Source organism: Aminobacter sp. BA135 (assembly GCF_050859125.1).
Lineage (GTDB): Bacteria > Pseudomonadota > Alphaproteobacteria > Rhizobiales > Rhizobiaceae > Aminobacter > Aminobacter ciceronei.
In genome coordinates this window covers 4,170,529-4,191,234 of sequence record NZ_CP139572.1, presented here as the reverse complement: position 1 = coordinate 4,191,234, position 20,706 = coordinate 4,170,529, and the positions used below count along the sequence as shown (strand labels likewise).

Genomic DNA, 20,706 nt, shown 5'->3' with positions numbered 1-20,706 from the left:
TCAGGGCTCTGGCCGGTCGGAGGCGCGCCATGGATATTCGGTCGCAGCTGGGCAGTTGATTTCAGTCTAACCAGGGGCCGTGTCCGGACCGTCCGGTTTTGGGCACTGGGCGCCTTGGCCGACGTTCTGAGTTCTGGCGCGTCGACATTCCCTTCGGAAACCACCGCCACATCATCCCTACCATGTCACGGCGATCTTGGCCTGCCCGCTATATGATGTGACATTCTGCGAGAACTCGCCCGCGAAGTTGAGTTTGGCGGTAACGTTTGCAGCAAGGTTCACGTCTATGCCGAGGTCGACGAGGGCCGCATGTGCTGCGGGCTCGGCTCCGTAGACGGTGAAGCTGGTGCCCGGCAATGCCTGGAAGGCTGGGGTTAAGGCGCGCACGCGCTCAGCGTTCCAAACCCAGGCGGCGCGGCCTGTGAGTGTTACGCCCGAGCCCAAACCGACCGCCGTGCGAGCGCCAAGCTCGGTGCGGACGGCTGTCTCGCTCTGCGCGTCGAAGTCGAGGGCGAAGGGCGAGCCCCCGTCGGCGGTTTCCGCGTAGCCCGGCAGGCGATAGAGCGTAGCTTCCGCCGCGCCATAGGGCGTCAGGCTGAAGCCGCCAAGGTCCATACGGTATCCGGTCTCGACGCGGCCTGCGACGGTGTGCGCGTCGAAGCGGCCGGACAGCGTGTCGCCGGCGACGTTCCGGCTGGTCCGGGTCGCGTGATAACCATAGGCCAGTGCACCGGAAAGATAGATGGTCTCGGTCAGGTCGAGCGAGCCATGGATACCGGCATTGAAGGACGTGGCGTGGCCGGAGCCGAGCCCGTCGGCGAGCGAGAAGCTGGCGCCGGCGCCGCCGAGCGCGATGCCGAGAGCGCCTCCGTCGAAGCTTCTGGTCACGCCTGATGCCACGCCCCAGTTGGAGGCCGTGAGCTTAGCGGAACCGACCGTATCATCGCCGTCGACGCGCTCGCCGCCGCCATAGGCAGCGCCCCACAGCTTCCAGCGCGAGGCGAAGGCTTGCGAGATCATGTCGGCATGTGCCGTTCCCGACATCGCCTCCGCGGTGGCGGCCTGCGCCGCCGTGTCCTTGCCGTCGGGGGCGAGGGATGCGAGGGCCGTATCCGGCCTCGATGCGCTTGCGCCATCGGCCGCGTAGGCGGTCATGGCGCCTTCGGAGGCGTAGCCGAGCGGCATTGCGGCGCCGTCGTTGACGCCCGTCGTGCCAGGCTCGGTGATCACCGTCAGGAACAGGTTCGAGGCTTCGAACGCGGCTCCCATCGCGCCGGTCGTGATCTCACCGGTGATGGCGGCGAGTTCGTCTGCGCCAAGCGCCGCAAACGCGGCAGGCAGATATCCGTTGGCTGTGTAAAACGCCTGTATCGTGCCGGCCACGGTCGCCCCGGTCCGGTTCAGGCCCAGGACAGGCGCGGCATCGAAGGTGACGTCGAAAAACACGTTGTTGGCGTCGTAGTCGAGCGTCGCGTCGAAGAAGATCGAGCTGTCGATCACGCCCGTAAACGTCGTTCCGGCGAGCCCGCCTGCGGCATTCAGGATGGTATGGTTCCCGGCGGAGACATTGCCGTAAAAGGCCAGTTCGACCGCGCCGCCCGACAGGTCGGCGGCGCCCGGCTCGGAGAGGCCGGCCACGACGTTCGTGCGATCGGCCGCCCCGGACGAGACTTCGACCACGTAGGTCGAGCCGGCCGCGAAGGCCAGGTCGTCCGTCACGGTGAGCGTGCCGACGGAATTGCCGGGAGCCAGCGCACCGCCCGAGCCGATGGTCGTCGCGCCGACCGTGCCGGCGCCACCCAGGAAGCCGCCACTGACGGAGACCTCGCGGGCCTGGCCGTTCACGACGAAGCCGCCGCCGCTCACCGTCGTGGCAGATGCGATCGAACCGCCCGCGGCGATTTCCAGCGTGCCGCCCTGGACAGACGTGCCTCCCACATAGGTATTTTCGGCCGCGAGGATCGTCCGGCCGGTGCCGCCCTTGACCAGGAAGCCGCCGGCGGACGGGTCGTCAGCCGTGCCGTCGCCATTGCCGTCGCCGTTGCCGAAATCGTCGGCGATCGAGCCGGCGATGGTCTGCGTCTGGCCGCTGCCGGGATCGAAGGCGATGGTCGCGTTCTGCAGGTAGATCGACGTTCCAGCCGCTTCGCCCGCCTGACCCGCACCAGCACCGCTGCCGCCGGTCACCGTTCCCGCGCCGATCGTGCCGGCGCCTTTCAGGATCAAGGTCCCGCCCGAGCGGACGAAAACCGCGCCACCGAAGGCCGCGCCGCCGCCGCCGCCGGTCGTAGAGCCGTCACCGGCGCCAAAGCCACCGACGCCTGCCGTGGTGGGAGACGCGCCACCGCCGCCGCCGAACCCGCCATTTCCTGCAACGTCGGAAAAATACCGTTCGCGCTGCCGCCGCCGCCGCCGCCACCGAACCCGCCATTGCCCGCGCGGATTTGAGACGTGCCGCCGCCGCGCAAAATCGCCGCCGTCGCCGCCCTGGCGGTCGTCGCCGCCGCCGCCGCCGCCGAAGTAGCCGCCGTTACCACCATAATTCTCCAGCGGTGCTCCTGCGCTATCGGTACCGGATCCTCCGCCACCACCGCCGAATGCTCCATCGCCGCCATGGGCGCCAGGCCCGCTCAAGCCGAAACCGCCACCGCCGCCACCGCCGCCGAACCCATTGCCAGGCTGGCCGTCCGCACTGATGCCCCCGCCATCGCCGCCTTCTGGCGATCCTCCAGCACCGCCCGAAGTGTCGTTTCCCGGCTCACCATCCGCAGTGAGGCCACCGCCGCCTCCACCTGTTAGCTGGCCATTATCACCGCCGGCGCCGAAGAATCCGCCGCCGCCGCCGCCGGCAGAGGTGAACCCGTCAAAAACGCTTAGGTCACCGCCGTCCCCGAGCGCGCCGCCGCCGCCGCCGCCCACGTCGGTGGTGAAGTCGTCTCCGCTACCGCCATTTCCATATAGCCCGCCGCCGCCGCCGCCGCCGGCGAAAACCGCGCCTCCGTTGCCGCCGAGGCCGCCACCGCCGATACCGACATCATTTAAGTCACGTTCAACGGCGTCTCCGTTTCCGCCCATCGCATTGCCGCTGAAGTTGACGATATCGAGCACGACGGTGGTGTTCTGGTCGACGAACAGCGCGCCGCCAGCCCCCATGCCGCCGCCGCTGCCGTTGCCGCCCTTGGCCATGGCGTTGACGATGCTGAGATTGGAGACCGTGACGGTCGGACCGCCGGGCGTCGTCGGTGAACTCGACGAGACGAAAAGGGGTCGCCAGGCGCCGGCGCCATCGATGGTCCGGCCGTTGCCGTTGATCGTCAGCGTGCGCCCATCATCCAGAACGACCGGCGCCACCGGCCGGGTCATGGCGAAATCGGCCCGGATGTTGATCACATGATCGTCGCTGCGATCCAGGGCGATAGTCCGCATCGCGTCGTAATAGTCTGCCTCGCTGTTGACGTTGAAGACATCGGCTCTGGCGCCGCCCGAAACAACGAGCAGACCTGCCAGCACGGTCGAGCTCAAAAGCCCGATCTTGGGCTTCGACCAACAAAACGGCATTTCAGCCCCCAACGCCTCGCATCTGGCGAGAAAATCTGTCGCAGGGGAAGGTCGGCGTGCAGCTATGAATTGATTTCGCAAGCTTGTCATATGTTCATCGAGCCCACTTCGTTGCCAAATGGCAGTCACGCTGCAACACCAACCGCAGTTCCTCCAGGCTGCTGCAGCCCGCGAAGTCCGATTTTGGATATCATCCCGACCGCGCCGAATGGCGGCGCGAAGCTGCCGGACAATTTGCGTTGACCGCCGGGCCTGCAAGGGCGGGCAACGGGATTGAGACGACAGGTCGAGAAAATGAGACGCCAGGCAAAGCCGGGCCCGGCTTGCGTGCCCGCAAACGCCCGTCTACGCTGGCATCGAGGGATGAAGGGGAGCACGCCATTGGACAGGCCGGCGACGGAATCGCACGGCAGGAGGCCATCGTCCCGCCTGGACATAACAGTCCGTCCGGGCAACACGCGTGATTTCGATCTGCTGCGTCTTGGCATGTCGCCGCTCTACGAGATGGATGCCGCCGACGCCTCGGCCCGTGCCTCCTTTGCCGCCGAAATGACGAGTTATCATTTCGCCGACATCGCCATTGCCACCGGCTGGGCCTCGGCGGCCAGCTTCGAACGCTCGCCGCTGACCATTGCCCGCGGCGGGCTCGACAACATCTGCCTGCTTGTCTACGCCGAAGGCGGCTGCGACCTGTCGGTCGAGGGGCGTTCGTCAGAGGTCCATGCCGGCGACGTCTGCATTCTCGACATGACCCGGCAAAGCAGCCTGCGCGCGCCGGGTTACCGCAGCCTCTCGCTCGTCTTGCCGCGCGCTCTGCTGGCCCCGCTGGTCGTCGATCTCGACGCTTTGCACGGGCGCATCCTGAAGCGCTCGACCGCGCTCAACGCGATGCTGGCCCGCCATCTGGGCGCTCTTTACGACGAAGCCCCCGGGCTGGCCTCGAAGGACGCCGGTGCCGCCGCCCACGGCACGGCAGCCCTTGTGGCGGCATTCGCCGGCGCCTCGGCGCAGGGCCGCGAGATGATCGAGCAGGCATCCGCCGGCACCTCGCTGCAGGCCGCGCGCCGGCTCATCGAGGCGAATGTGCCCGAGCCCGATCTCGGGCCGGAATTTTTGTGCCAGCGGCTCGGCATGTCGCGGGCCAAGCTCTACCGGCTGTTCGAGCCGATCGGCGGCGTCGGCGCATATATCCAGCAGCGGCGCCTGACGCGCGCCTACCACGCGCTGACCGACCCGGCCCAGGCGCATCTCTATGTCGGCATCATCGCCGCAAGATGCGGCTTCGGCAGCGCCTCGGTCTTCAGCCGCGCCTTCCGCCAGGCCTTCGGCCTGTCCCCGACCGACCTGCGCGCCACCCATCAGCACCTCGAGGCCGACAACACCGCCGACGACAACGCCTTCACCACCATGCGGAGAAATCTGCTTGGGATGGGCGCGCGGCGGAGGTAGGGGGGAGGCATTGATTTCAGTCCAAACAGAGGCCGGTAGCGGTCGGTCGGCTGCTGAACGTCAAATGTCAGAAAGCTGCCATTGATCTTGGCCGGCCAACGGTGCCGCTTGCAGAACATGCTCCGCAGCAAGTGTCGTCGGAGCCGTTTAGCGGCGATTGCAAGGCCGCCCATGTCTGAACGAGATGATTGCGCGGTAATCAGATAATCGAAACAGGGGCTGGCGGGGTTTATCGTTTGAACTTGTGCAATGGCTTGCCCGGTGCGGCAGACTGTCTATCATCGCTCCATCGTGACGCGATCGTCATGACGTTCCCGACCATCGCAGCCCGCAGGAGGAGCAGAATCTGATGCTGCTGGAACAGAACAGGGGAAATGTATTCCCCGGATTGGTTCTGTCGCCTCTCTATGAGAATTGCATGCTGCGTTCGCAGGAGCGGCGTGCAACCTATGACGCCATTGCCGGGGAGCTGTGCGATTATGGGTTGCGGTGGCAGGGAGGCGAAGTAGATGCCCGCGCTTTTCGCTGCAAGACCGACAGCCTTGCGCTCTATTCCATGCGCTATGGGGATGAAGTCACGATCTCACCGGACATCTACAAGGATTTCTTTCTGGTCCATCTTTGCCTGAAGGCTGGGATCGAGTTGGAAACCGATGGCATCATCACCAGTTTGCGCGAGGGTGCTGTGTTTTTCAGCGCACCGCAAAGGTCCATCCGCCTGCGCTGGCAGGAGGGGTGTGAGCAGTTGATCCTCCGCGTCCCATATGCCGCGGCCGGGATCGAAAGCCGCAGGTTGCAAAGATCCGGTGCCCTGCTGCCGCACGCCTTATCGCCCCTGCTGGTCAGCCAGTTGAACACTCTTATGGCGCTGTCCCGCCAAGGCCCGGTTGACGAGGATTGGGCGGCCCATGTTCAGTCAGGTCTGGCTCGCTTTGCCGCGCAACACCTGCTTCCCGCCCCAGGCGAGGCGGTCGGGACGCCCGACGCCGATACCCGTGACCGATTGATCGGCTTTATCAGCGCACATATGGCGCATCCGATCCAGCTTTTGGATCTGGGACGGGCCGCGGGATTGGGGCGTTCGCAACTAAATGCGCTGACACGGTCTGCTTTCGGCTGCACCCCGATGGCGCTGCTCCGCCGGATGCGGTTGCAAGCAGCGCATCGTGATCTGGAAGAAAGACCCGAGCAAAGCCTTACGCAGCTGGCGCTGCGCTACGGTTTCGATCACCAAGGCCGATTCTCTCAATATTACCGTGACGAATTCGGGACCGCGCCCCGCCAGATGCGGATTGATCTGCGTCGAGGCAGCAAAGCAACCGGTAAAAACGGATAGTCGCGCGACCGCAGCCGGTAACTGCGGATATTTTGACCTTCAAGTAACTCCTATGCTGACCCAAATCCTGGGGCATGGCCTGCCTGCAGGATAACAGCAGGGGAGAAGGTCATGGCCCATGAGATGCCCGCACACAAAACGCGATACGAGAATTTCATCGGTGGTGAATGGGTCGCCCCGGTTGAAGGTCGATATTTTGAGGATCACTCACCCATCGACGGCAGCCTGATTGCCGAGTTCCCGCGCTCCACCTCTGCGGACATAGATCTGGCGGTGGCGTCCGCCTGGAAGGCCGCACCCGAATGGGGTGCGATGTCGCCGCAGCTCCGGTCCAATACACTTCTGAAGGTGGCCGACAGGATCGAGGCCAATGCGCAGGAACTGGCTCAGGTCGAATGCTGGGGCAATGGGAAACCGATCCGCGAATGTATCTATGTCGATTTGCCAAATACGGTGGACCAGATCCGCTATTTCGCGGCCGCACTACGGGCCGACAGTGGCGAATCTTCCGATATCGACGCGACAACGATCAATCTTGAAGTGCATGAACCCTATGGCGTGGTGGGCTGCATCATCCCGTGGAATGCGCCCCTCTTGATGGCCTCGATGAAGCTGGGCCCGGCGCTGGCGGCGGGCAATGCAGTGATCCTGAAGCCGGCCGAGGACACCCCTTGGTCGATCACCCGCGTGGCCGAACTGGTTGCCGATCTGCTGCCACCGGGTGTGCTGAACATAGTGCAGGGCTTTGGCGCCGAGGCTGGTCATGCGCTGGTCGTCCATCCCGGCGTGAAGAAGATTGCCTTCACCGGCGAGGCCTTGACCGGCAAAACCATCATGCGCAACGCGGCCGACAATCTCACGCCGGTGACGCTGGAGCTTGGGGGCAAATCGCCCAATATCTTCATGCCGTCGATCATGGACAAGGATGATGAGCTGCTCTCAAAAGCCATCGAAGGCTTCCTGATCTACCTCTATGATCAGGGCGAGGTTTGCGCTTCGCCGACCCGCGCGCTGGTGCATGAGGACATCTATGATGCCTTTATCGCCAAGGTGCGCGCCCGGATCGCGCAGGTCGGCCTTGGCCACCCGTTGGAAATGACCACCGGGATGGGGGCCATGACCTCAAAGGCGCAGTTCGACAAGGTTATGGGATATCTGGAGATCGGCCGGGCTGAGGGCGCGAAGGTCACCCATGGTGGCGAGGCCTACACCGTGCCGGGCTGCGACGGCGGGTATTACATCCAGCCGACCATCCTGGAGGGCACCAATGACATGCGGACCTCGCGCGAAGAGATCTTCGGGCCGGTGACATCCGCCATTCGCTTCAAAGACGAGGCCGAGGCTCTGGCTATCGCCAATGACTCCGAATTTGGCCTGACCGCCGGGGTTTGGAGCCGCGATTACCACGAGATCCAGCGGTTCGCCAAAGGCCTGCAAGCGGGCAAGATCTGGTGCAACTGCTATTATCTCTGGCCCGGCCATACCTCGTTCGGGGGCTACAAGAGCTCGGGTTTCGGACGCGAGATGCACAAGGTTGCACTGAACAATTACCGTCACACCAAGAGCGTCGTGCATTCCTTCGGGACGCAGGCGTTCGGCTTCTTCTGATCGGGGAATATGATGAAACAGCTTTCCGAAGGCTTCCGTTCAGTGATGCTGGACAAACTCGATGCGGGTCTGATGCGCGGCACCCTCAGCCGGCGCAAGTTCATCCAGTGGTCGCTGGCACTAGGCGTCTCGATGCAGGCCGCGGCTGCGCTGGCCGATACGCTGGATGCAGCCCGCGCCAATCAGGACGAACGCGCGGCCAATGTGCCCGCCGAATTCGACGTGGTGATCTGTGGTGCAGGCACCTCTGGGTGCACCCTCGCCGGGCGGCTGGCCGAGGCGGGCCTGTCGGTCGCACTGATCGAGGCAGGCGACTGGGACAACGCGCCCAGCATCCTCGACCCTGGCCAATGGTTCATGAACCTTGGCACCGAGCGTGACTGGGGCGACATCGCGGCACCGACTGACAGCGTGAACGGCCGCGCCATCGCCTCTCATATGGGCCACGCGGTCGGAGGCGGATCGTCGATCAACGCGACGATCTGGGTCCGCCCGCCGCGTGCCGATCTCGACGGCTGGGCCGAGATCGCGGGGGATGCAGGCTGGGGCTATGATGCCGCGCTGAAGATCTTCCGCGACAAGATCGAGAACTGGCAGGGTGCAGCCAGTGCCCTACGAGGAAAAGGCGGCAAGGTTTGGGTGCAAGAGGCCGCCAATCCGCCTGCTATCGCCCCCGCCCTGCTGGCGGCCGCCGCGAACCTTGGCCTTCCCGCGATGGCGGATCTGAATGGCGAACGCGAAGAAGGCATCGGCGGCTTTGCCCTGATGAACCAGATCATCCGCGAAGGCCGCCGAGTGAACATGGCGCAGGCCTATCTTTATCCGGTTATCAACCGGCCCAACATCACGGTGCTGACCAAGACGCAGGTAACGGGTCTGGTGATCGACGGCGGTCGTGTGGTGGGCGTAAAGGCGATCCGCAACGGTGGGGAAATCACCCTGCGCGCCGCGCGAGAAGTGGTATTGTCAGCGGGCGCGATCCGCACGCCGCAGATCCTGATGCTATCGGGCATTGGCGACAGCGAGCATCTGGCCGAACATGGGATCGCCTCGGTTCTGCACGCGCCTGAGGTTGGGGCGAACTTCCACGACCATATCCTGCATGGCGGCTGTATCTGGGAAAGCCCCGAGCCGGTGGCGATTGCCAACTCCGCCGCCAATGCCTCGGGTTTCTGGAAATCCGATCCGGCGCTGGATCGGCCTGATATGAACATCGTGCAGATCGAACTGCCCTATGCCTCGGACGTCATCGGCAAAGAATATGCTCCACCCGGTCAGGCCTGGGCGCTATGTGCCGGGTTGGTCGACCCCAAAAGCCGCGGCACAGTGCGGCTGGCCTCATCCAACCCGCTCGCAAAGCCGATTGTCACGGCGAATTTCCTGTCGGACCCGCAGGACGTCAAGTCCCAGATGGCCGCCATCGATCTTTGCCGCCAGCTGGGCAATGACGCAGCATTCGCCCCCTATCGCACCCGTGAGGTGGTGCCGGGCAAGGACCTCGACCTCGCCGCCAAGGCTGAATTCGTGAAGAATGGTGCCACGACCTTTTTCCACCAGGTCGGCACCGCCCGAATGGGCAAGGAAGACAGCGCCGTCGTCGGTGCCGATCTGAAGGTGAAAGGCATCGAGGGGCTGCGCATCGTCGACGGGTCAATCATGCCGCGCATCGTTACCTGCGCCACTATGGCCACATGCGTCATGATTGGAGAGCGCGGTGCAGACCTGGTCCTTGGGTAGGTAAAAGGGAGCGCAGCGCCCCACGGGGCGCTGCGCTAGAGACCTAGTCTGATCAATATCGCTTCAACCTGTATGAATGTTTGGATAAGTGTGAGCAGCGCTATGCGGGTCAGCGACCGCTATGGGCTGGACAATGCCGTCGCTCATGCCTCCACAGGGAAATGGAACTGACGTTTCAATGCCTTGGGCAGGGCACCATTCGGTTTGAGACAGTTCGACCACCACGTCCCCTTTCGGGAGACGCAAAGTGTGCCTGAACGTCGGCGACGTGAGCGCTTTCTTGAATGCAGTTGTCGTCATAGGCGACCAGTGGATCTGTTTGACGCCGCAGTTGGTCCCAGTGCCGAACAGGTTTGAGTTTATTCCTGACACCCATCTTGAGTGGCGAGACATAAATGGAGGTGCAAGTCGGGTAGCATTTCGTCACGGCGATGAAGTACCGGAAGCACTTCGCAGAGACCCGGGCCGACCTATCCGTATGCGGGACGAATTCCAGGCTCTTGTCGCAAGTGGGCATTCGGTGATCTCTGCCAGAGACCTCATTGCAACGTCCGCTTCTGGAAGATTGAGCATCAGTTCGGAATGACCGAAATGGGGGCGCGAAGCTGCCGGCAATGCGGCGGTCCAGATGGCATGAAGCATGTTGCTCAGGACGCGACCGGAACAACGCCCGCTGACCCAACAGCGGGCCGAGCGCCTTCTCGACCGTCATGATGGTTGCGAACCCCGTAGATGCTCGGGGTCCGTCAAGTGTTCCGCCAAACGCTATGCAAACCGTCGACCTGCGCCGCAAGCGCCGGTTGTGCTAGAGGCAGGTGGGCGTCTGCCAGATGGTCGATCACACGGAGGAGGTTCAGTTGGTCTTTGCCCCCGATACCCCCGAATGTTCGTGCGGTTCGCTCGAGGCGCTTTCGCGGGAACCCGATACGGCATACAGGAACCACGATGGCGTAGTGCGTCGATTGAGGGGCTGCTTCGGCGGCCCTTTTCACGTTTCTGCGGTCAAAGTCAGCCGTCGAAGCGGGATCTGGCAGGCAATCGACAATCAATCGGCGCGCCTTATCCGGCGTGCGAAGACGCCCAGGCTGGTGCCATGACCTGCCCGGCGTCAGGCCGTCCCTGACAGCGTCGGGAACAGCGAAGCAAACAAGTGCTCCTTCTTCTGCCCTTTCCGCATTCCTCACCCTAACGGCATCAATCCCAGGGTCTCCGCGACGGAGCTGCGCTCCTGCTTCGCCCTGGGATGACGCAGGGGTGGGCTGCCGCCCTGAACAAGGATGCCGACCGAACCATCATCATCAAGGGCGTTACAGACAATCCGCTCTGGATGAAGTCGAACCTCGGGAAGCTGGTTTTTCAGTTCAAGTCGTTCGCCTTGGCATCGCACCAGCGCATTCTGATCGCCGGGCTTCAGGAGCGCCCGCATCGCCTGGCCGAAGCGATGGTCTTTGCGACCGGCATCGGAATGATGATCAGCTATCTGAAGCATGCCGAGCGTGGCGACTTCGACGAGGCTGACCGGCTGATGAGCAATCCAGGTCTCTGGATAGCGAACGGCCTGGACCGCTCCGGCATTCTCACGATCCCCTTTGAGATCAGCACTGTCGAAAAGCTTGGTGGTAAGGGGGGCGTCTCGGCCGCGCAGGCTATCGCCGGCGACAAAGACCGCGGCGGAAGCTCGTCGCGGTATGCCAGTCGAGGGCTGCGGGGGGCTGTCGGCGGCCCGTCAGTCGGCCTGTTTGAGGATCTGCATACGCTTGCACTGCAGGCATCTGGGGGTGACTTCAACAAGGCCGGAGCGAATGCCCTGTTGCAGCAAATTCCTGGCGCTGCCCTGCCAGGAGTCCGTTCAGCGATCCACTTTGGGATTAAGCCCGCGTTGGTCGATGCCGTCGAAAACTGACGCTCAATCTACGGAAAGGGCGCTGTATGAGTGAACCTTGCCGGCGGCAGTTTTGGCTATCCTGTTGAGTGTGTCAAAGTCAGGGTTCCGCGTTGGTTTCGCCGTAGCAATGATGGTCTCGAAGTAGGCGTTCTTGCGGCGCTCCAACTCGATTTCCATCTGCTCAAACTGGCTATCTGATATCTCCCCCCGGACTGATTTCACGAACAGGCCGGCCTTCTCCGCATAGAACCTCGCCAATTCGTCCGTCGACAACTCGCCAGCGAGCGTTTCCAAGCCAGCGTAGTGGCGGGCCATGACTTTCCTCGCCCACATGAACCCGTCCTTGGCGTTCTCTGGGTCGTTGACCATTCTCTTTGCTTTCTCGGTCAGCAGGTTTTCTGCGGTCTTGACCACAAACAGCCGCTCAACCTCAGGTGCCGTTTTCAGGTTCTGGGCATCATCTGGCAAGAACTGCGCTTGAGCGGAGCAGATCAAGAGCAGCAGCCCGGCTACGGCTACAGTCATAAGGCTCAGTAACCTAGCGCTCGTATACATTGAAGGCCCCCCGCGCCGACTTGAACAGCTCGCGCAGGCGAGCCGTTTCCCGCTGAGGATAAGTCATGGCGACAGAATTCGACAACTCCCTGCATTTGGGTTTTTTCTCACTGGCACGACGCTCACGAGAGAAACCAGCAAACATTTCCGGGTGTCCAAGCCGGGTGCGCGAATATGGGCAGAGGAACTTGATGCCGAAGCCGTTGGCGAGGCTCGGCTGATCAGGAGCGCAGGCCAGGAATACGACAATCTCTTGGCTGCCCGGGATGTTGCGGGCTTATTGGTTGGCCATATCCTTGGCAAACCTGCAGAGGTTGTCAGGCGGGGTACGGCCCAAGTTCTCTCGGCTGAGCAATCCAATCATGGTCAAGATGCTCGAAAAGTACGGGCTGGTGGGCGTGGCGCCATCGACGATCGCCACGGCCGCCATTGCGTCAGGGAGTCATCTGTATTCCCCTCGCAGGGCCCAATGTGTACCCATGCTGTTGCGGTCTTTTTCTGGGCGTAGGTCCTAGGCCCGTCCAACTCGAACTGTTTGGCAGCCAGATCCAGTTGTTCGTTCCAGAGAATTACCTGTTCTGTGTAGCTCAATTCCTTGAACCCGGCCTCAGCCGGGCCCGTGGCCAGGATCAATGCAAGCATCCCACCGTGTCGTCGCATCGACGCCCCCAAATTGCGAACCTCAATTCCGGCGCCAACGCGCCAGCTTCAATGATGCCTCGCGCATAACGTGCATTGAGCCCGAAATAACCAGCTGTTTCAAGGCTTGTCCTATTCACAGACTGAAGAGTTAAAACTTCCATCCAGCACTGTATGGCAACGGCCGCTGCCTATGGCTTTCATGCGCCAGCCGATGCCGGGGATATCGTCGGTGAGCATGGCCAGGCCAAGCCACAGCACGGCCACCGTCACGATGCCGATCATCCAGCCCAGCCAGTCCTTGCCGGACGCCCTGGCAATCCTGACGCCGATCCAGACGCCGGCAGCGATTGCGCCCACAAGGCCACCAAAGTACAGCAGATAGGCAACAAAGGTCTCGGCGACCCCGACGACGAAATCACGCTCACCCCATGCCGTGCGGACGGACTCGAGCAGCACGCCGGCGCCGAAGCCTGACGTCCACCGCGCCCAGGCCGGCCATTCCGACCATCGGTCAAACAAACGAACAAGCATTGGTGCCCCCAAGGGCGCCGCGGTCCGAAGCCGCCCGCGCCACCGGTTTTATGCCGAAGCCGCCCGGGACGATCAAGGTTAGCGAAGATCGTCTCGACCTGCGCTGCTTCTGCGCCGGTGCACTGACTTCTGATGGCAACAATCGTTCCAGACGTCGATCGATCTGACGGCGCGTGGTTCGCGCCAGGCGCAAAAGCATCGGCCTGTCTCTCCGCATCACCACCCTGAACCGCTCGCCGCGGCGAGCCGCATTGCCTTGAGGACAAGATATGGCGACGGAATTCGACAATTCGCTGCATTGGGGCCTGTTCCTCACCGGAACCACGCTGACCAGCGAGACCGGAAAATATGTCAGGGTGTCCGAGCTGGTTCTGTCGGCGCTTCGCGCGGCCGGCGTGTTCAGCACCATGGTCGACGGCATCGTCGCACCGGCAACCGACAAGCTCTGGCTCGACAAGAATGTCGATCCGGCCGTGCTGAAGGAATGGGACGCGACCGGGGCGTCCTGGGTACCGATGACCTATGGCAGGCTGTTCGGCAGCGCCGCTGTCGACAAGCTTACGGTGACGGGCGGCACCGGCAATGCCGTCGTGGTCAGCCAGCCGCCAGGGTTTCAGGCCGACAGGCTCTATCTGATGACGCCGACGGCCGCCAACAGCGCCGCAACCACGATCACGGTTGCGGGTGTCGGCAGCTATGGCGTGAAATACGGCAACGGCGCCGACATCGCGGCGACCGAATTCACCGCCGGGCGGCAGGCAGTGCTGTTCTTCACCGGGGTTCGTTTCGAGGTGGTGTTTCCGCTCGGCGAACTGTCGGCGACTGTTCTGGCGGCGCAGGCATCGGCGAGTGCTGCTGCGGCGTCGGCTTCCTCAGCGTCCACGTCGGCTTCGAATGCGGCCACCTCGGCCACCAATGCGGGCAACAGCGCAACTGCCTCGGCAAACAGCGCGGCCGCTGCGGCCAACTCGGTGGCAGCGCTGCCGTACAACTTCTCGACCACGACGACCGATGCAGACCCCGGAGCCGGCATCTTCCGGCTCAACAATGTGGCTCCCGGCTCGGCAACCACTGCCTATATCGACAATGTCGACAGTGACGGCGTGACGGCGACCGGCGTGCTCGACACATGGGACGACAGCACGAGCACGGTACGCGGTGTCCTGACGATCCGCTCCAAAACGAACGCAACGATCCGGCACAGCTACAACGTGATGGGCTCCGTCGTGGACGGGACGGGCTATCGCAAGTTGACGTTGGCCTATGTCGGGGGGGCAGGCGCACTGGCCAACGGCGCGGCGCATTGGCTCATGTTCAAAAGGACGGGTGACGCCGGCGAAGTGACGTTGACCGGTACCCAGACGCTCAGCAACAAGACGCTGACGAGCCCCACCATCAACGGAACCCTGAATGCACAGGGCGCTATCGTGGCCACCAACACGAGCGCGTCAGTAGGAGCAGCCCCTACGTTGGAACTCTACCGGGACGCGGTGGTTACCGGGAACACCGGTATCATCCGCTTCCCAGGGAAGAACGCCGCCGGGACAAAGGTCAATTACAGCGACATCGTTGCGTCGATCATGAACAACGGGGTGGGGGCGGAATCCAGCATTCTGGATTTCCGCACCTATTGGGCCGGTGCTTATGCGGTCAAGTTCACCATCGGCTCCGGTTTCTGGATGAACGGTGCGGCCGGTGGCGACCCGGGCACAGGAAAGATCAATGCGACCGAACTGCAGCAGAACGGTGTGCCCGTTGCGACGGCTATCGCCACCTCGCAGGGCGAGGCTAAAGCCTGGGTGAGCTTCAATGGCACGGGCACTGTCGCCATCAATGACAGTTTCAACGTGTCCTCGATCACCGACAACGGAGTTGGCAACTACACGGTCAACTTCGCAACAGCATTGGCCAATGCCAACTACGCCGCGGTTGGCATGGCCAGTGGCAACCTCAGGGATGTGAACTATAGCGGCGGCACTAAGACAACCACAGCACTTGGCATTGTGGTGGGCGAGTCGAACGTTGGTGGTGTTGACACCGCATATGTAGGCATCATTGTCATGGGAGACTGATCATGAACAATCGTATTATTTTCCTATCACTTAATGGTGGGGTCTGTGTACTTATCCCCGCTGGCAAGAGTGGCATTCCTATCGAAGAGATTGCCCGCAAGGACGTCCCTGCTGGCGTCCCGTATCGCATCATCAATGTGACCGATCTGCCCAAAGACCGCTCTGAGCGAGAGCTATGGTCGGCAGACTTCGCCAAACCAGACGGGCACGGGATCGGTTCTGAAGCATGGTTCGCAGAACGGGAGGCAGGGCAGTGAGCGTCATTACTATCCGACCGGCGCCACCACCAGCAATCGACGACTACAGGAAGGCGATCGAAACGCTCCTGGACGGTGAAGCCCGGACACGTAGCTATGACAGCGCGATATCAATCGCCACGTACATGGGCAGCACGAATGCCCAATGGGCCTTGGAGGCGGGGGCTTTTGTCGCTTGGCGAGACGCTATCTGGGCCTATGCTTACAGTGAACTCGAAAAGGCATCCAACGGCCAGCGTTCTCGGCCGGCCGTCTCGGAGTTCCTAGCCGAATTGCCGTTGATCAACTGGCCGGCCTAGGTGTCGAAGCTATGAAGGTTGTTCATTCGAGGATGGACTGAGAAGCTGGGGTTGCGAAGCCAGCCAACCTTCAGTGGAGCTCCCCGAATGAACGTTCATAAGAATGCGCTTTTGACGCCTTCAGGTCGAGTGTTTTTGGTTCAACGCATTGAACAGGGCTGGAGCGTGCGGCGTGCTGCCGGTTCGGCCGGGGTTTCGGAACGGACGGCCTATCGCTGGCTCGGCCGCTACCGGGCCGGCGACCGGGTTCTGCACGATCGCAGTTCAGCGCCGCACCGCTGCCGGCATCGGCTGGCAGCCATGCAGGTGTCTCGGATCGAGCAGTTGCGGCGCCAGCGCATGACGGGGCCGGCGATTGCCCGGTCCTTGGGCCTGGCGCGCTCGGCCCGTGGTTCATCTCGGACCAGAACAGAAGCTTGCACCCAAGGGCAGCATATCGGGCAATATTCGAGACGATGAAAGGCCATTTTGAAGAGTGGTCGATGCAATTGCGGACGTAGATCAACCCGTCAATGGCACGTTCCAGCTCCGCGATCGGCTTTGCCGCATCGCAGTCAGGCCGACTTCTGACTGCCGCGAAATACCGACCAGGCAATCAGGCCGGCCCCGATCAGGCTTGCACCCCAGGCGATCAGCGCCGGCATCATCGGACTGCCGAAACATCCATAGAGGCCGATGTAATCCATCTGGTAGCAATGTCTAGCCGGGCTTTCGTTGTCAAAGCTGTAGGTTCGCGTGAACATTCCGTTGAAGAACAGGAACACGCCGGCGATGAGTATCACCCACTTCATTCAGCCCTCCCTCCCGTTGATGCTGGCAGATTGAACGACTTCATCATCAAAGGAAATCACCAGTGGCCGCAATCTACACCGGCGCCGGGCTCGTCCTGAAACGTGAGGGGGCCGATCGCACCGTGATCCGGAGGCCATGGCCGCTACGTTAGTAGCCGGCCAGCCAGAAGATGCCGCTAGCCGCACCGAACGCCACGGCGATGTAGAACAGGTCAGTCCATTGCGGTCCTGGAATGTCGCTCAAATGGTCGACAGGTGCCATGTGCTCGACACGTGAGCCCCCTGAGCCACGGAGATATAGAGCGCGTCCTTTAAGGTCATTGTCGCTGCGAGACGACTTCAGATCGGCCGTCATATTCGCCTCCCTAAGAAGATCGCTTAACTCCTTGGACGGCTGACCGTTCCATGCCAGTGCGGGGCAGTCTGGCGCCTGGCCGCCCCCGGTGGAGGAAGAGGGATGGCCCCGCTCACTGCTGCGGGGCCTATCAGAACTACACGGCGTCCGAGACGTCCGACATTTGGTCGAAAATACCATCCGGAAGGCCGAGGGCTCGCGCAATGCGGTCCCGGTATCCCTTTTCGAAGCGATGTCCGGCCTCGATGCTTTCTAGTTCATCAACTGTAAGCCCGCTTGTTACAGCGACGGCACCGATCGAATAGCCCAAATATTGGCGGTAAGCCTGGATGGCGGGCGTTCCATTTGCAATTTCGGACAGAACTTGCGCCGGCAGCGCGAAGGGCGTTGCAATAGACATTTAGCCTCCAAATTTTGAGTACAGCGCTGGCGGTCGTTTGAAATGCGTCAGCGCTGATTGAGATGGCAAGCCGGAAAAGCCGGCAACCGAAAGCGTCACTCCCGAAACGGTGAGAGGCGCAATCGCAATATGGTGCCTGGCCCCGATGTGATCAAGCCGTTCCGCCGATGTCAGATCGTCGGACGAAGACGACGTCGCGTTACCGCGCCTGCTGGCTGCTCAAACTAACCCTCAACCGAAGGAATTTCTCATGGACCGCAATTTCGCGCGGGCGCTTTCGCTCGTCCTGAAGCATGAGGGGGGCTGGTCGGATCATCCGGCCGATCCTGGCGGCGCCACCATGAAGGGGGTGACGCTGGCGAATTTCCGCCGCTACGTGAAGCCGAATGCCACCAAGGACGATCTGCGCGGGATCACCGACGCGCAGCTGGCCACCGTCTACCGGCGCTTCTACTGGGATGCCGTGCATGGCGCCGAGCTGCTCGACGGCGTCGATCATGCCGTCTTCGACTTCGCCGTGAACAGCGGGCCGGGCAGGGCGGCGAAATATCTGCAAGGCGTCGTCGGCGTCGTCCAGGACGGCCGGATCGGCCCGGCGACGCTGAACGCCGTCAGCGCCATGATGCGCGCCACCGTCATCAACGACCTGTGCGACAGGCGCATGGCCTTCCTGCGCGGCCTCGCCACCTGGCCGACATTCGGCAAGGGCTGGACGGCCCGTGTCTCCGCCGTTCGGTCGGCGGCGCTGAAGCTGGCCGCGCCCAACGCGCCTGAACACGCGCCGCCGTCGCCCGCGCCGGTGGCGCACCCAGTGGACGACAAGGAACCGACAGCCCCCACCAGATCCGCGCCGCATCCCGCCGGGCCCGGGAGCGGCCTGGCTTCATTCCTGCAACTCATCACCAGGGCGATCGCCGCCTGGTTCATCAGAGGACACCGACCATGGCACCGATAATCCGCATCCTGCTGCGTTATGTCTCGCTTCCCCTGCTGGCGCTCGGCCTGATCCTGCCCGAGGAACAGCAGGCGCTCATCGCCGGTCCGCAGCTTGTCGAATGGCTGGGCACCGGCCTTGGCCTCGTCGCCTCGATGGTCGCCGAGGGCTGGTACTGGGGCGCGCGCCGCTTCGGGTGGACGAAATGACCGATCGCGCCGTCACATCAGGCGAGGCGCTGACCGCCGCAGGTTCCATGCTGGGGTTGGTCGTTGCCGTCGTCATCCTGCTCGTTTTGCACGCCACGCGGCAGCGCTGGGGAAGGGGCGGCTCATGACCGGCTTCCTGCTTTCCAACCCGACACTTCTGGCGGTCATGGGCGGCCTTTTGGCAGCACTGGTCGCTTTCCTCAAAGGCAACAGCCGCGGCGCCCGCCGTGAGCGCGACAGGCAGGCCAGGGCCGAGCAGAAGGCGAGGGACGTCCGCGACGAGGTGCAATCGGACATCGGCGCCATGTCGGCAGATCAGGTGCGCGCCGAGCTCGCCAAGAGGACACGGCCATGAAGCGCCGGCTGGTCGACGTCATCACCCGCATCCTGCTCCTACTCGTCGTTCTGACCGGCGCTGCGGCCTGCACTACGGCGCGCGGGAGCTTCTGCGACATCGCCCCTGACCTCCGCTATCGACAGCAGGTCTATGACGCCATGAACGAAGCCGAGGCAGCGCGCCACCTGGCCGCCCTCAAGCTGCGCGAACAGCTCTGCCCGAGGTCGAGATGATCGCCCGGGCCACGCTTCTCACCATCAACGACGTGCTGCCGATCGGTTTCGACCTGTCGATCGGCTGGCTGGCGGCGGCTGGCTGGCAACGGGGGGCACCGACATGAGCGAACGGAACACGGAAATCGACGGCGACCTGCGGTCCCGGCTGGTGGCGCTCGAGCATCAGGGCGCCAGCCGCGACCAGCGCCTGGCGGCGCTCGAAGCCCGGCAGCGCCAGAGCGACATCGCCGAGGCACGCAAGGACGAGCAGTTCAAGCACATGGACATGCGGTTTTCGACGCTCGATGCCAAGATCGACGGTGTCAGCGGCACGCTCAACTGGATCGCCAAGCTGGTCATCAGCGGCATCATCCTGGCGGTCGTCGCCTTCATGATGGGCGGCGGCTTCAAGCTGCCCTGATCGTTTTCGCCAGGCCGGCACTGTGTTATGCTGGCGCCACTGACCTCCCAGGAGCCCCGCTGCCGAAAGGCGGCGGGGCCTTTTTGCGTTTGGCGGACCGAATATCATGACGGGAGTTTGGCGGGATCCGCGGTCGACAAATTGGCCCGCGCTGCTCACTCTCAGTTTAAGGGGTTTGCAGCGGCCATGACGCTGCAATTCCTTGTCCTGTCTGGCGGGACCTTTGACGTCTCTGACTTTTCGCAAGCAACGGCGCTGATGTAGGCGAGGCCGAACCAGACCGAGCCGAGCAACAGCAGCCAGACTACGAACATCAGCTTCATAGGGCCTCGACCGGATCGATAGGCACTGAAATACCGGATTTGCCGACGAGAGGCAACGCAGTCCGTATTGGAGCACAGCTTTAGCGATGTGGTAACAGATCAGGCCGACCGCCGCCGTAGCAGAAAGGTGGCGGGGCCTTTTGGCTGAGGGCTTCCCAGGTGATCCCGGCATGGCGACCCTTGCCTTGATCAGGCAGAGCTCGCGAAGGTGCTGGCCGTATCCGTCAGAATCGATCGGAAGCTCGACAGCCTGCACGGCAGAACAAGGCAGGACGAGCAGGAACGCTGCCGCAATCAGGCCGCGCAGATGCGGTTGCCGCCGTCCCGGATGTCGGATGCTGGCCGAAGCCGTCATGGCTTCCTCGCCGCCGCCCGGATCGTTGCACATGCGAACATTCGGAGCCCCCGCCGCCCTCCGGAATGGCCATCCCGAATGACAAAAAGCATAGCTGCCGGCGGCAGGCAGGCAAGGGGCTTATGGCGGGAGAGCAGCGCATCGGCACCCGCCCGACTCATGTTATGCTGGCTGCGTGAAACCTCTCCCATCCTGCCCCGCTCCCGAAAGGCGCGGGGCTTTTGTCGCCAAGCATAGCCGCCAGCGCAAACAAGTACGGCCCGCCTGGACGTCGCCAGGTCGGGCCGTTCGTTGCGTAGCATGGGTTGGCGGGGCAGCCGACGCAACACTCATTCGTCGATGTAAGGCGTTGCGCCGGCGATCAACCCCACCTTGCCAATGCTTGATATACTTGAGGCAGCGGCCGGCCGACAGTCAGCTGGATGGCGTAGCTCGAT

At 63.0% G+C, this 20,706-nt stretch carries 21 protein-coding genes; 15 read left to right on the top strand and 6 right to left on the bottom strand.

Annotation, left to right across the window (positions count from 1 at the left end; translation table 11 throughout):
• Positions 1 to 177: 177 nt before the first annotated feature.
• A complete protein-coding gene (locus tag SLT36_RS20410; protein WP_432284157.1) occupies positions 178 to 3,558 on the bottom strand; it encodes an autotransporter domain-containing protein in 3,381 nt (1,126 codons plus the stop codon).
• 486 nt (positions 3,559 to 4,044) lie between these two features.
• On the opposite strand from SLT36_RS20410, the gene SLT36_RS20405 reads away from it, so the two are divergent.
• The 5 genes from SLT36_RS20405 to SLT36_RS20385 all read left to right on the top strand — a co-directional run bounded on the left by SLT36_RS20405 (position 4,045) and on the right by SLT36_RS20385 (position 11,591).
• Positions 4,045 to 5,007 carry a helix-turn-helix domain-containing protein gene (locus SLT36_RS20405; protein ID WP_432284156.1) on the top strand — a complete coding sequence of 321 codons (963 nt, stop codon included), beginning with the start codon at positions 4,045 to 4,047 and terminating at the stop codon, positions 5,005 to 5,007.
• Positions 5,008 to 5,356: 349 nt separating this feature from the next.
• On the top strand, positions 5,357 to 6,343 hold the full coding sequence (locus tag SLT36_RS20400; protein WP_432284155.1) for an AraC family transcriptional regulator: 987 nt from the start codon (positions 5,357 to 5,359) through the stop codon (positions 6,341 to 6,343).
• Between the two features lie 111 nt (positions 6,344 to 6,454).
• The gene (locus tag SLT36_RS20395; protein ID WP_432284154.1) at positions 6,455 to 7,951 is read left to right on the top strand and encodes an aldehyde dehydrogenase family protein; all 1,497 of its coding nucleotides are present in this window, start codon (positions 6,455 to 6,457) and stop codon (positions 7,949 to 7,951) included.
• Between the two features lie 12 nt (positions 7,952 to 7,963).
• On the top strand, positions 7,964 to 9,688 hold the full coding sequence (locus tag SLT36_RS20390) for a GMC family oxidoreductase (protein ID WP_432284153.1): 1,725 nt from the start codon (positions 7,964 to 7,966) through the stop codon (positions 9,686 to 9,688).
• 1,243 nt (positions 9,689 to 10,931) lie between these two features.
• Complete coding sequence (locus tag SLT36_RS20385; RefSeq protein ID WP_432284152.1) at positions 10,932 to 11,591, top strand: hypothetical protein; 660 nt, start codon at positions 10,932 to 10,934, stop codon at positions 11,589 to 11,591.
• Positions 11,592 to 11,594: 3 nt separating this feature from the next.
• Here the strand turns inward: SLT36_RS20385 and SLT36_RS20380 are convergent, their stop codons facing one another.
• On the bottom strand, positions 11,595 to 12,098 hold the full coding sequence (locus tag SLT36_RS20380) for a hypothetical protein (protein WP_432284151.1): 504 nt from the start codon (positions 12,096 to 12,098) through the stop codon (positions 11,595 to 11,597).
• A gap of 801 nt (positions 12,099 to 12,899) precedes the next feature.
• On the bottom strand, positions 12,900 to 13,301 hold the full coding sequence (locus tag SLT36_RS20375; RefSeq protein WP_432284150.1) for a hypothetical protein: 402 nt from the start codon (positions 13,299 to 13,301) through the stop codon (positions 12,900 to 12,902).
• A gap of 269 nt (positions 13,302 to 13,570) precedes the next feature.
• Here SLT36_RS20375 and SLT36_RS20370 point away from each other — a divergent pair, with 269 nt between their 5' ends.
• From SLT36_RS20370 to SLT36_RS20355, 4 genes are all read left to right on the top strand, one after another.
• Positions 13,571 to 15,373 (top strand): hypothetical protein, encoded by a 1,803-nt coding sequence (locus SLT36_RS20370; protein ID WP_432284149.1) that lies wholly within the window; start codon positions 13,571 to 13,573, stop codon positions 15,371 to 15,373.
• A gap of 2 nt (positions 15,374 to 15,375) precedes the next feature.
• Positions 15,376 to 15,630: a hypothetical protein gene (locus SLT36_RS20365; RefSeq protein ID WP_432284148.1), complete on the top strand. Its 255-nt coding sequence runs from the start codon at positions 15,376 to 15,378 to the stop codon at positions 15,628 to 15,630.
• A complete protein-coding gene (locus SLT36_RS20360; protein WP_067963520.1) occupies positions 15,627 to 15,929 on the top strand; it encodes a hypothetical protein in 303 nt (100 codons plus the stop codon). The genes SLT36_RS20365 and SLT36_RS20360 overlap by 4 nt, the downstream gene beginning before the upstream one ends.
• 87 nt (positions 15,930 to 16,016) lie before the next feature.
• Positions 16,017 to 16,388, top strand: coding sequence for a leucine zipper domain-containing protein (locus SLT36_RS20355; RefSeq protein ID WP_432284147.1), 372 nt, complete (start codon positions 16,017 to 16,019; stop codon positions 16,386 to 16,388).
• Between the two features lie 95 nt (positions 16,389 to 16,483).
• Here the strand turns inward: SLT36_RS20355 and SLT36_RS20350 are convergent, their stop codons facing one another.
• From SLT36_RS20350 to SLT36_RS20340, 3 genes are all read right to left on the bottom strand, one after another.
• Positions 16,484 to 16,720 (bottom strand): hypothetical protein, encoded by a 237-nt coding sequence (locus tag SLT36_RS20350; RefSeq protein ID WP_432284146.1) that lies wholly within the window; start codon positions 16,718 to 16,720, stop codon positions 16,484 to 16,486.
• A 148-nt stretch (positions 16,721 to 16,868) separates the two neighbouring features.
• A complete protein-coding gene (locus SLT36_RS20345; RefSeq protein ID WP_432284145.1) occupies positions 16,869 to 17,075 on the bottom strand; it encodes a hypothetical protein in 207 nt (68 codons plus the stop codon).
• Between the two features lie 136 nt (positions 17,076 to 17,211).
• Positions 17,212 to 17,475, bottom strand: a complete 264-nt coding sequence (locus SLT36_RS20340) for an XRE family transcriptional regulator (RefSeq protein ID WP_432284144.1) — start codon at positions 17,473 to 17,475, stop codon at positions 17,212 to 17,214.
• 250 nt (positions 17,476 to 17,725) lie between these two features.
• Here SLT36_RS20340 and SLT36_RS20335 point away from each other — a divergent pair, with 250 nt between their 5' ends.
• The 6 genes from SLT36_RS20335 (at position 17,726) to SLT36_RS20310 (ending at position 19,591) form a co-directional block, all read left to right on the top strand.
• A complete protein-coding gene (locus SLT36_RS20335) occupies positions 17,726 to 18,430 on the top strand; it encodes a glycoside hydrolase family 108 protein (RefSeq protein WP_432284143.1) in 705 nt (234 codons plus the stop codon).
• Positions 18,418 to 18,618 (top strand): hypothetical protein, encoded by a 201-nt coding sequence (locus SLT36_RS20330; RefSeq protein ID WP_432284142.1) that lies wholly within the window; start codon positions 18,418 to 18,420, stop codon positions 18,616 to 18,618. Before SLT36_RS20335 ends, SLT36_RS20330 begins: the two co-directional genes overlap by 13 nt.
• Entirely contained in the window at positions 18,615 to 18,746 is a 132-nt protein-coding gene (locus SLT36_RS20325) for a hypothetical protein (RefSeq protein WP_432284141.1), read from the top strand. Before SLT36_RS20330 ends, SLT36_RS20325 begins: the two co-directional genes overlap by 4 nt.
• Positions 18,743 to 18,973 (top strand): hypothetical protein, encoded by a 231-nt coding sequence (locus SLT36_RS20320; RefSeq protein ID WP_432284140.1) that lies wholly within the window; start codon positions 18,743 to 18,745, stop codon positions 18,971 to 18,973. Before SLT36_RS20325 ends, SLT36_RS20320 begins: the two co-directional genes overlap by 4 nt.
• Positions 18,970 to 19,188, top strand: a complete 219-nt coding sequence (locus SLT36_RS20315; protein WP_432284139.1) for a hypothetical protein — start codon at positions 18,970 to 18,972, stop codon at positions 19,186 to 19,188. The genes SLT36_RS20320 and SLT36_RS20315 overlap by 4 nt, the downstream gene beginning before the upstream one ends.
• Before the next feature lie 103 nt (positions 19,189 to 19,291).
• A complete protein-coding gene (locus tag SLT36_RS20310; RefSeq protein ID WP_432284138.1) occupies positions 19,292 to 19,591 on the top strand; it encodes a hypothetical protein in 300 nt (99 codons plus the stop codon).
• Positions 19,592 to 20,706: the final 1,115 nt, after the last annotated feature.

Excerpts from the sequence above, each read along its gene's own strand:
- SLT36_RS20410 (WP_432284157.1), bottom strand. The coding sequence starts at position 3,558 with ATGCCGTTTTGTTGGTCGAAGCCCAAGATCGGGCTTTTGAGCTCGACC.
- SLT36_RS20405 (WP_432284156.1), top strand. The coding sequence starts at position 4,045 with ATGTCGCCGCTCTACGAGATGGATGCCGCCGACGCCTCGGCCCGTGCC.
- SLT36_RS20400 (WP_432284155.1), top strand. The coding sequence starts at position 5,357 with ATGCTGCTGGAACAGAACAGGGGAAATGTATTCCCCGGATTGGTTCTG.
- SLT36_RS20395 (WP_432284154.1), top strand. The coding sequence starts at position 6,455 with ATGGCCCATGAGATGCCCGCACACAAAACGCGATACGAGAATTTCATC.
- SLT36_RS20390 (WP_432284153.1), top strand. The coding sequence starts at position 7,964 with ATGAAACAGCTTTCCGAAGGCTTCCGTTCAGTGATGCTGGACAAACTC.
- SLT36_RS20385 (WP_432284152.1), top strand. The coding sequence starts at position 10,932 with ATGACGCAGGGGTGGGCTGCCGCCCTGAACAAGGATGCCGACCGAACC.
- SLT36_RS20380 (WP_432284151.1), bottom strand. The coding sequence starts at position 12,098 with ATGACTGTAGCCGTAGCCGGGCTGCTGCTCTTGATCTGCTCCGCTCAA.
- SLT36_RS20375 (WP_432284150.1), bottom strand. The coding sequence starts at position 13,301 with ATGCTTGTTCGTTTGTTTGACCGATGGTCGGAATGGCCGGCCTGGGCG.
- SLT36_RS20370 (WP_432284149.1), top strand. The coding sequence starts at position 13,571 with ATGGCGACGGAATTCGACAATTCGCTGCATTGGGGCCTGTTCCTCACC.
- SLT36_RS20365 (WP_432284148.1), top strand. The coding sequence starts at position 15,376 with ATGAACAATCGTATTATTTTCCTATCACTTAATGGTGGGGTCTGTGTA.
- SLT36_RS20355 (WP_432284147.1), top strand. The coding sequence starts at position 16,017 with ATGAACGTTCATAAGAATGCGCTTTTGACGCCTTCAGGTCGAGTGTTT.
- SLT36_RS20350 (WP_432284146.1), bottom strand. The coding sequence starts at position 16,720 with ATGAAGTGGGTGATACTCATCGCCGGCGTGTTCCTGTTCTTCAACGGA.
- SLT36_RS20345 (WP_432284145.1), bottom strand. The coding sequence starts at position 17,075 with ATGACGGCCGATCTGAAGTCGTCTCGCAGCGACAATGACCTTAAAGGA.
- SLT36_RS20340 (WP_432284144.1), bottom strand. The coding sequence starts at position 17,475 with ATGTCTATTGCAACGCCCTTCGCGCTGCCGGCGCAAGTTCTGTCCGAA.
- SLT36_RS20335 (WP_432284143.1), top strand. The coding sequence starts at position 17,726 with ATGGACCGCAATTTCGCGCGGGCGCTTTCGCTCGTCCTGAAGCATGAG.
- SLT36_RS20330 (WP_432284142.1), top strand. The coding sequence starts at position 18,418 with ATGGCACCGATAATCCGCATCCTGCTGCGTTATGTCTCGCTTCCCCTG.
- SLT36_RS20325 (WP_432284141.1), top strand. The coding sequence starts at position 18,615 with ATGACCGATCGCGCCGTCACATCAGGCGAGGCGCTGACCGCCGCAGGT.
- SLT36_RS20320 (WP_432284140.1), top strand. The coding sequence starts at position 18,743 with ATGACCGGCTTCCTGCTTTCCAACCCGACACTTCTGGCGGTCATGGGC.
- SLT36_RS20315 (WP_432284139.1), top strand. The coding sequence starts at position 18,970 with ATGAAGCGCCGGCTGGTCGACGTCATCACCCGCATCCTGCTCCTACTC.
- SLT36_RS20310 (WP_432284138.1), top strand. The coding sequence starts at position 19,292 with ATGAGCGAACGGAACACGGAAATCGACGGCGACCTGCGGTCCCGGCTG.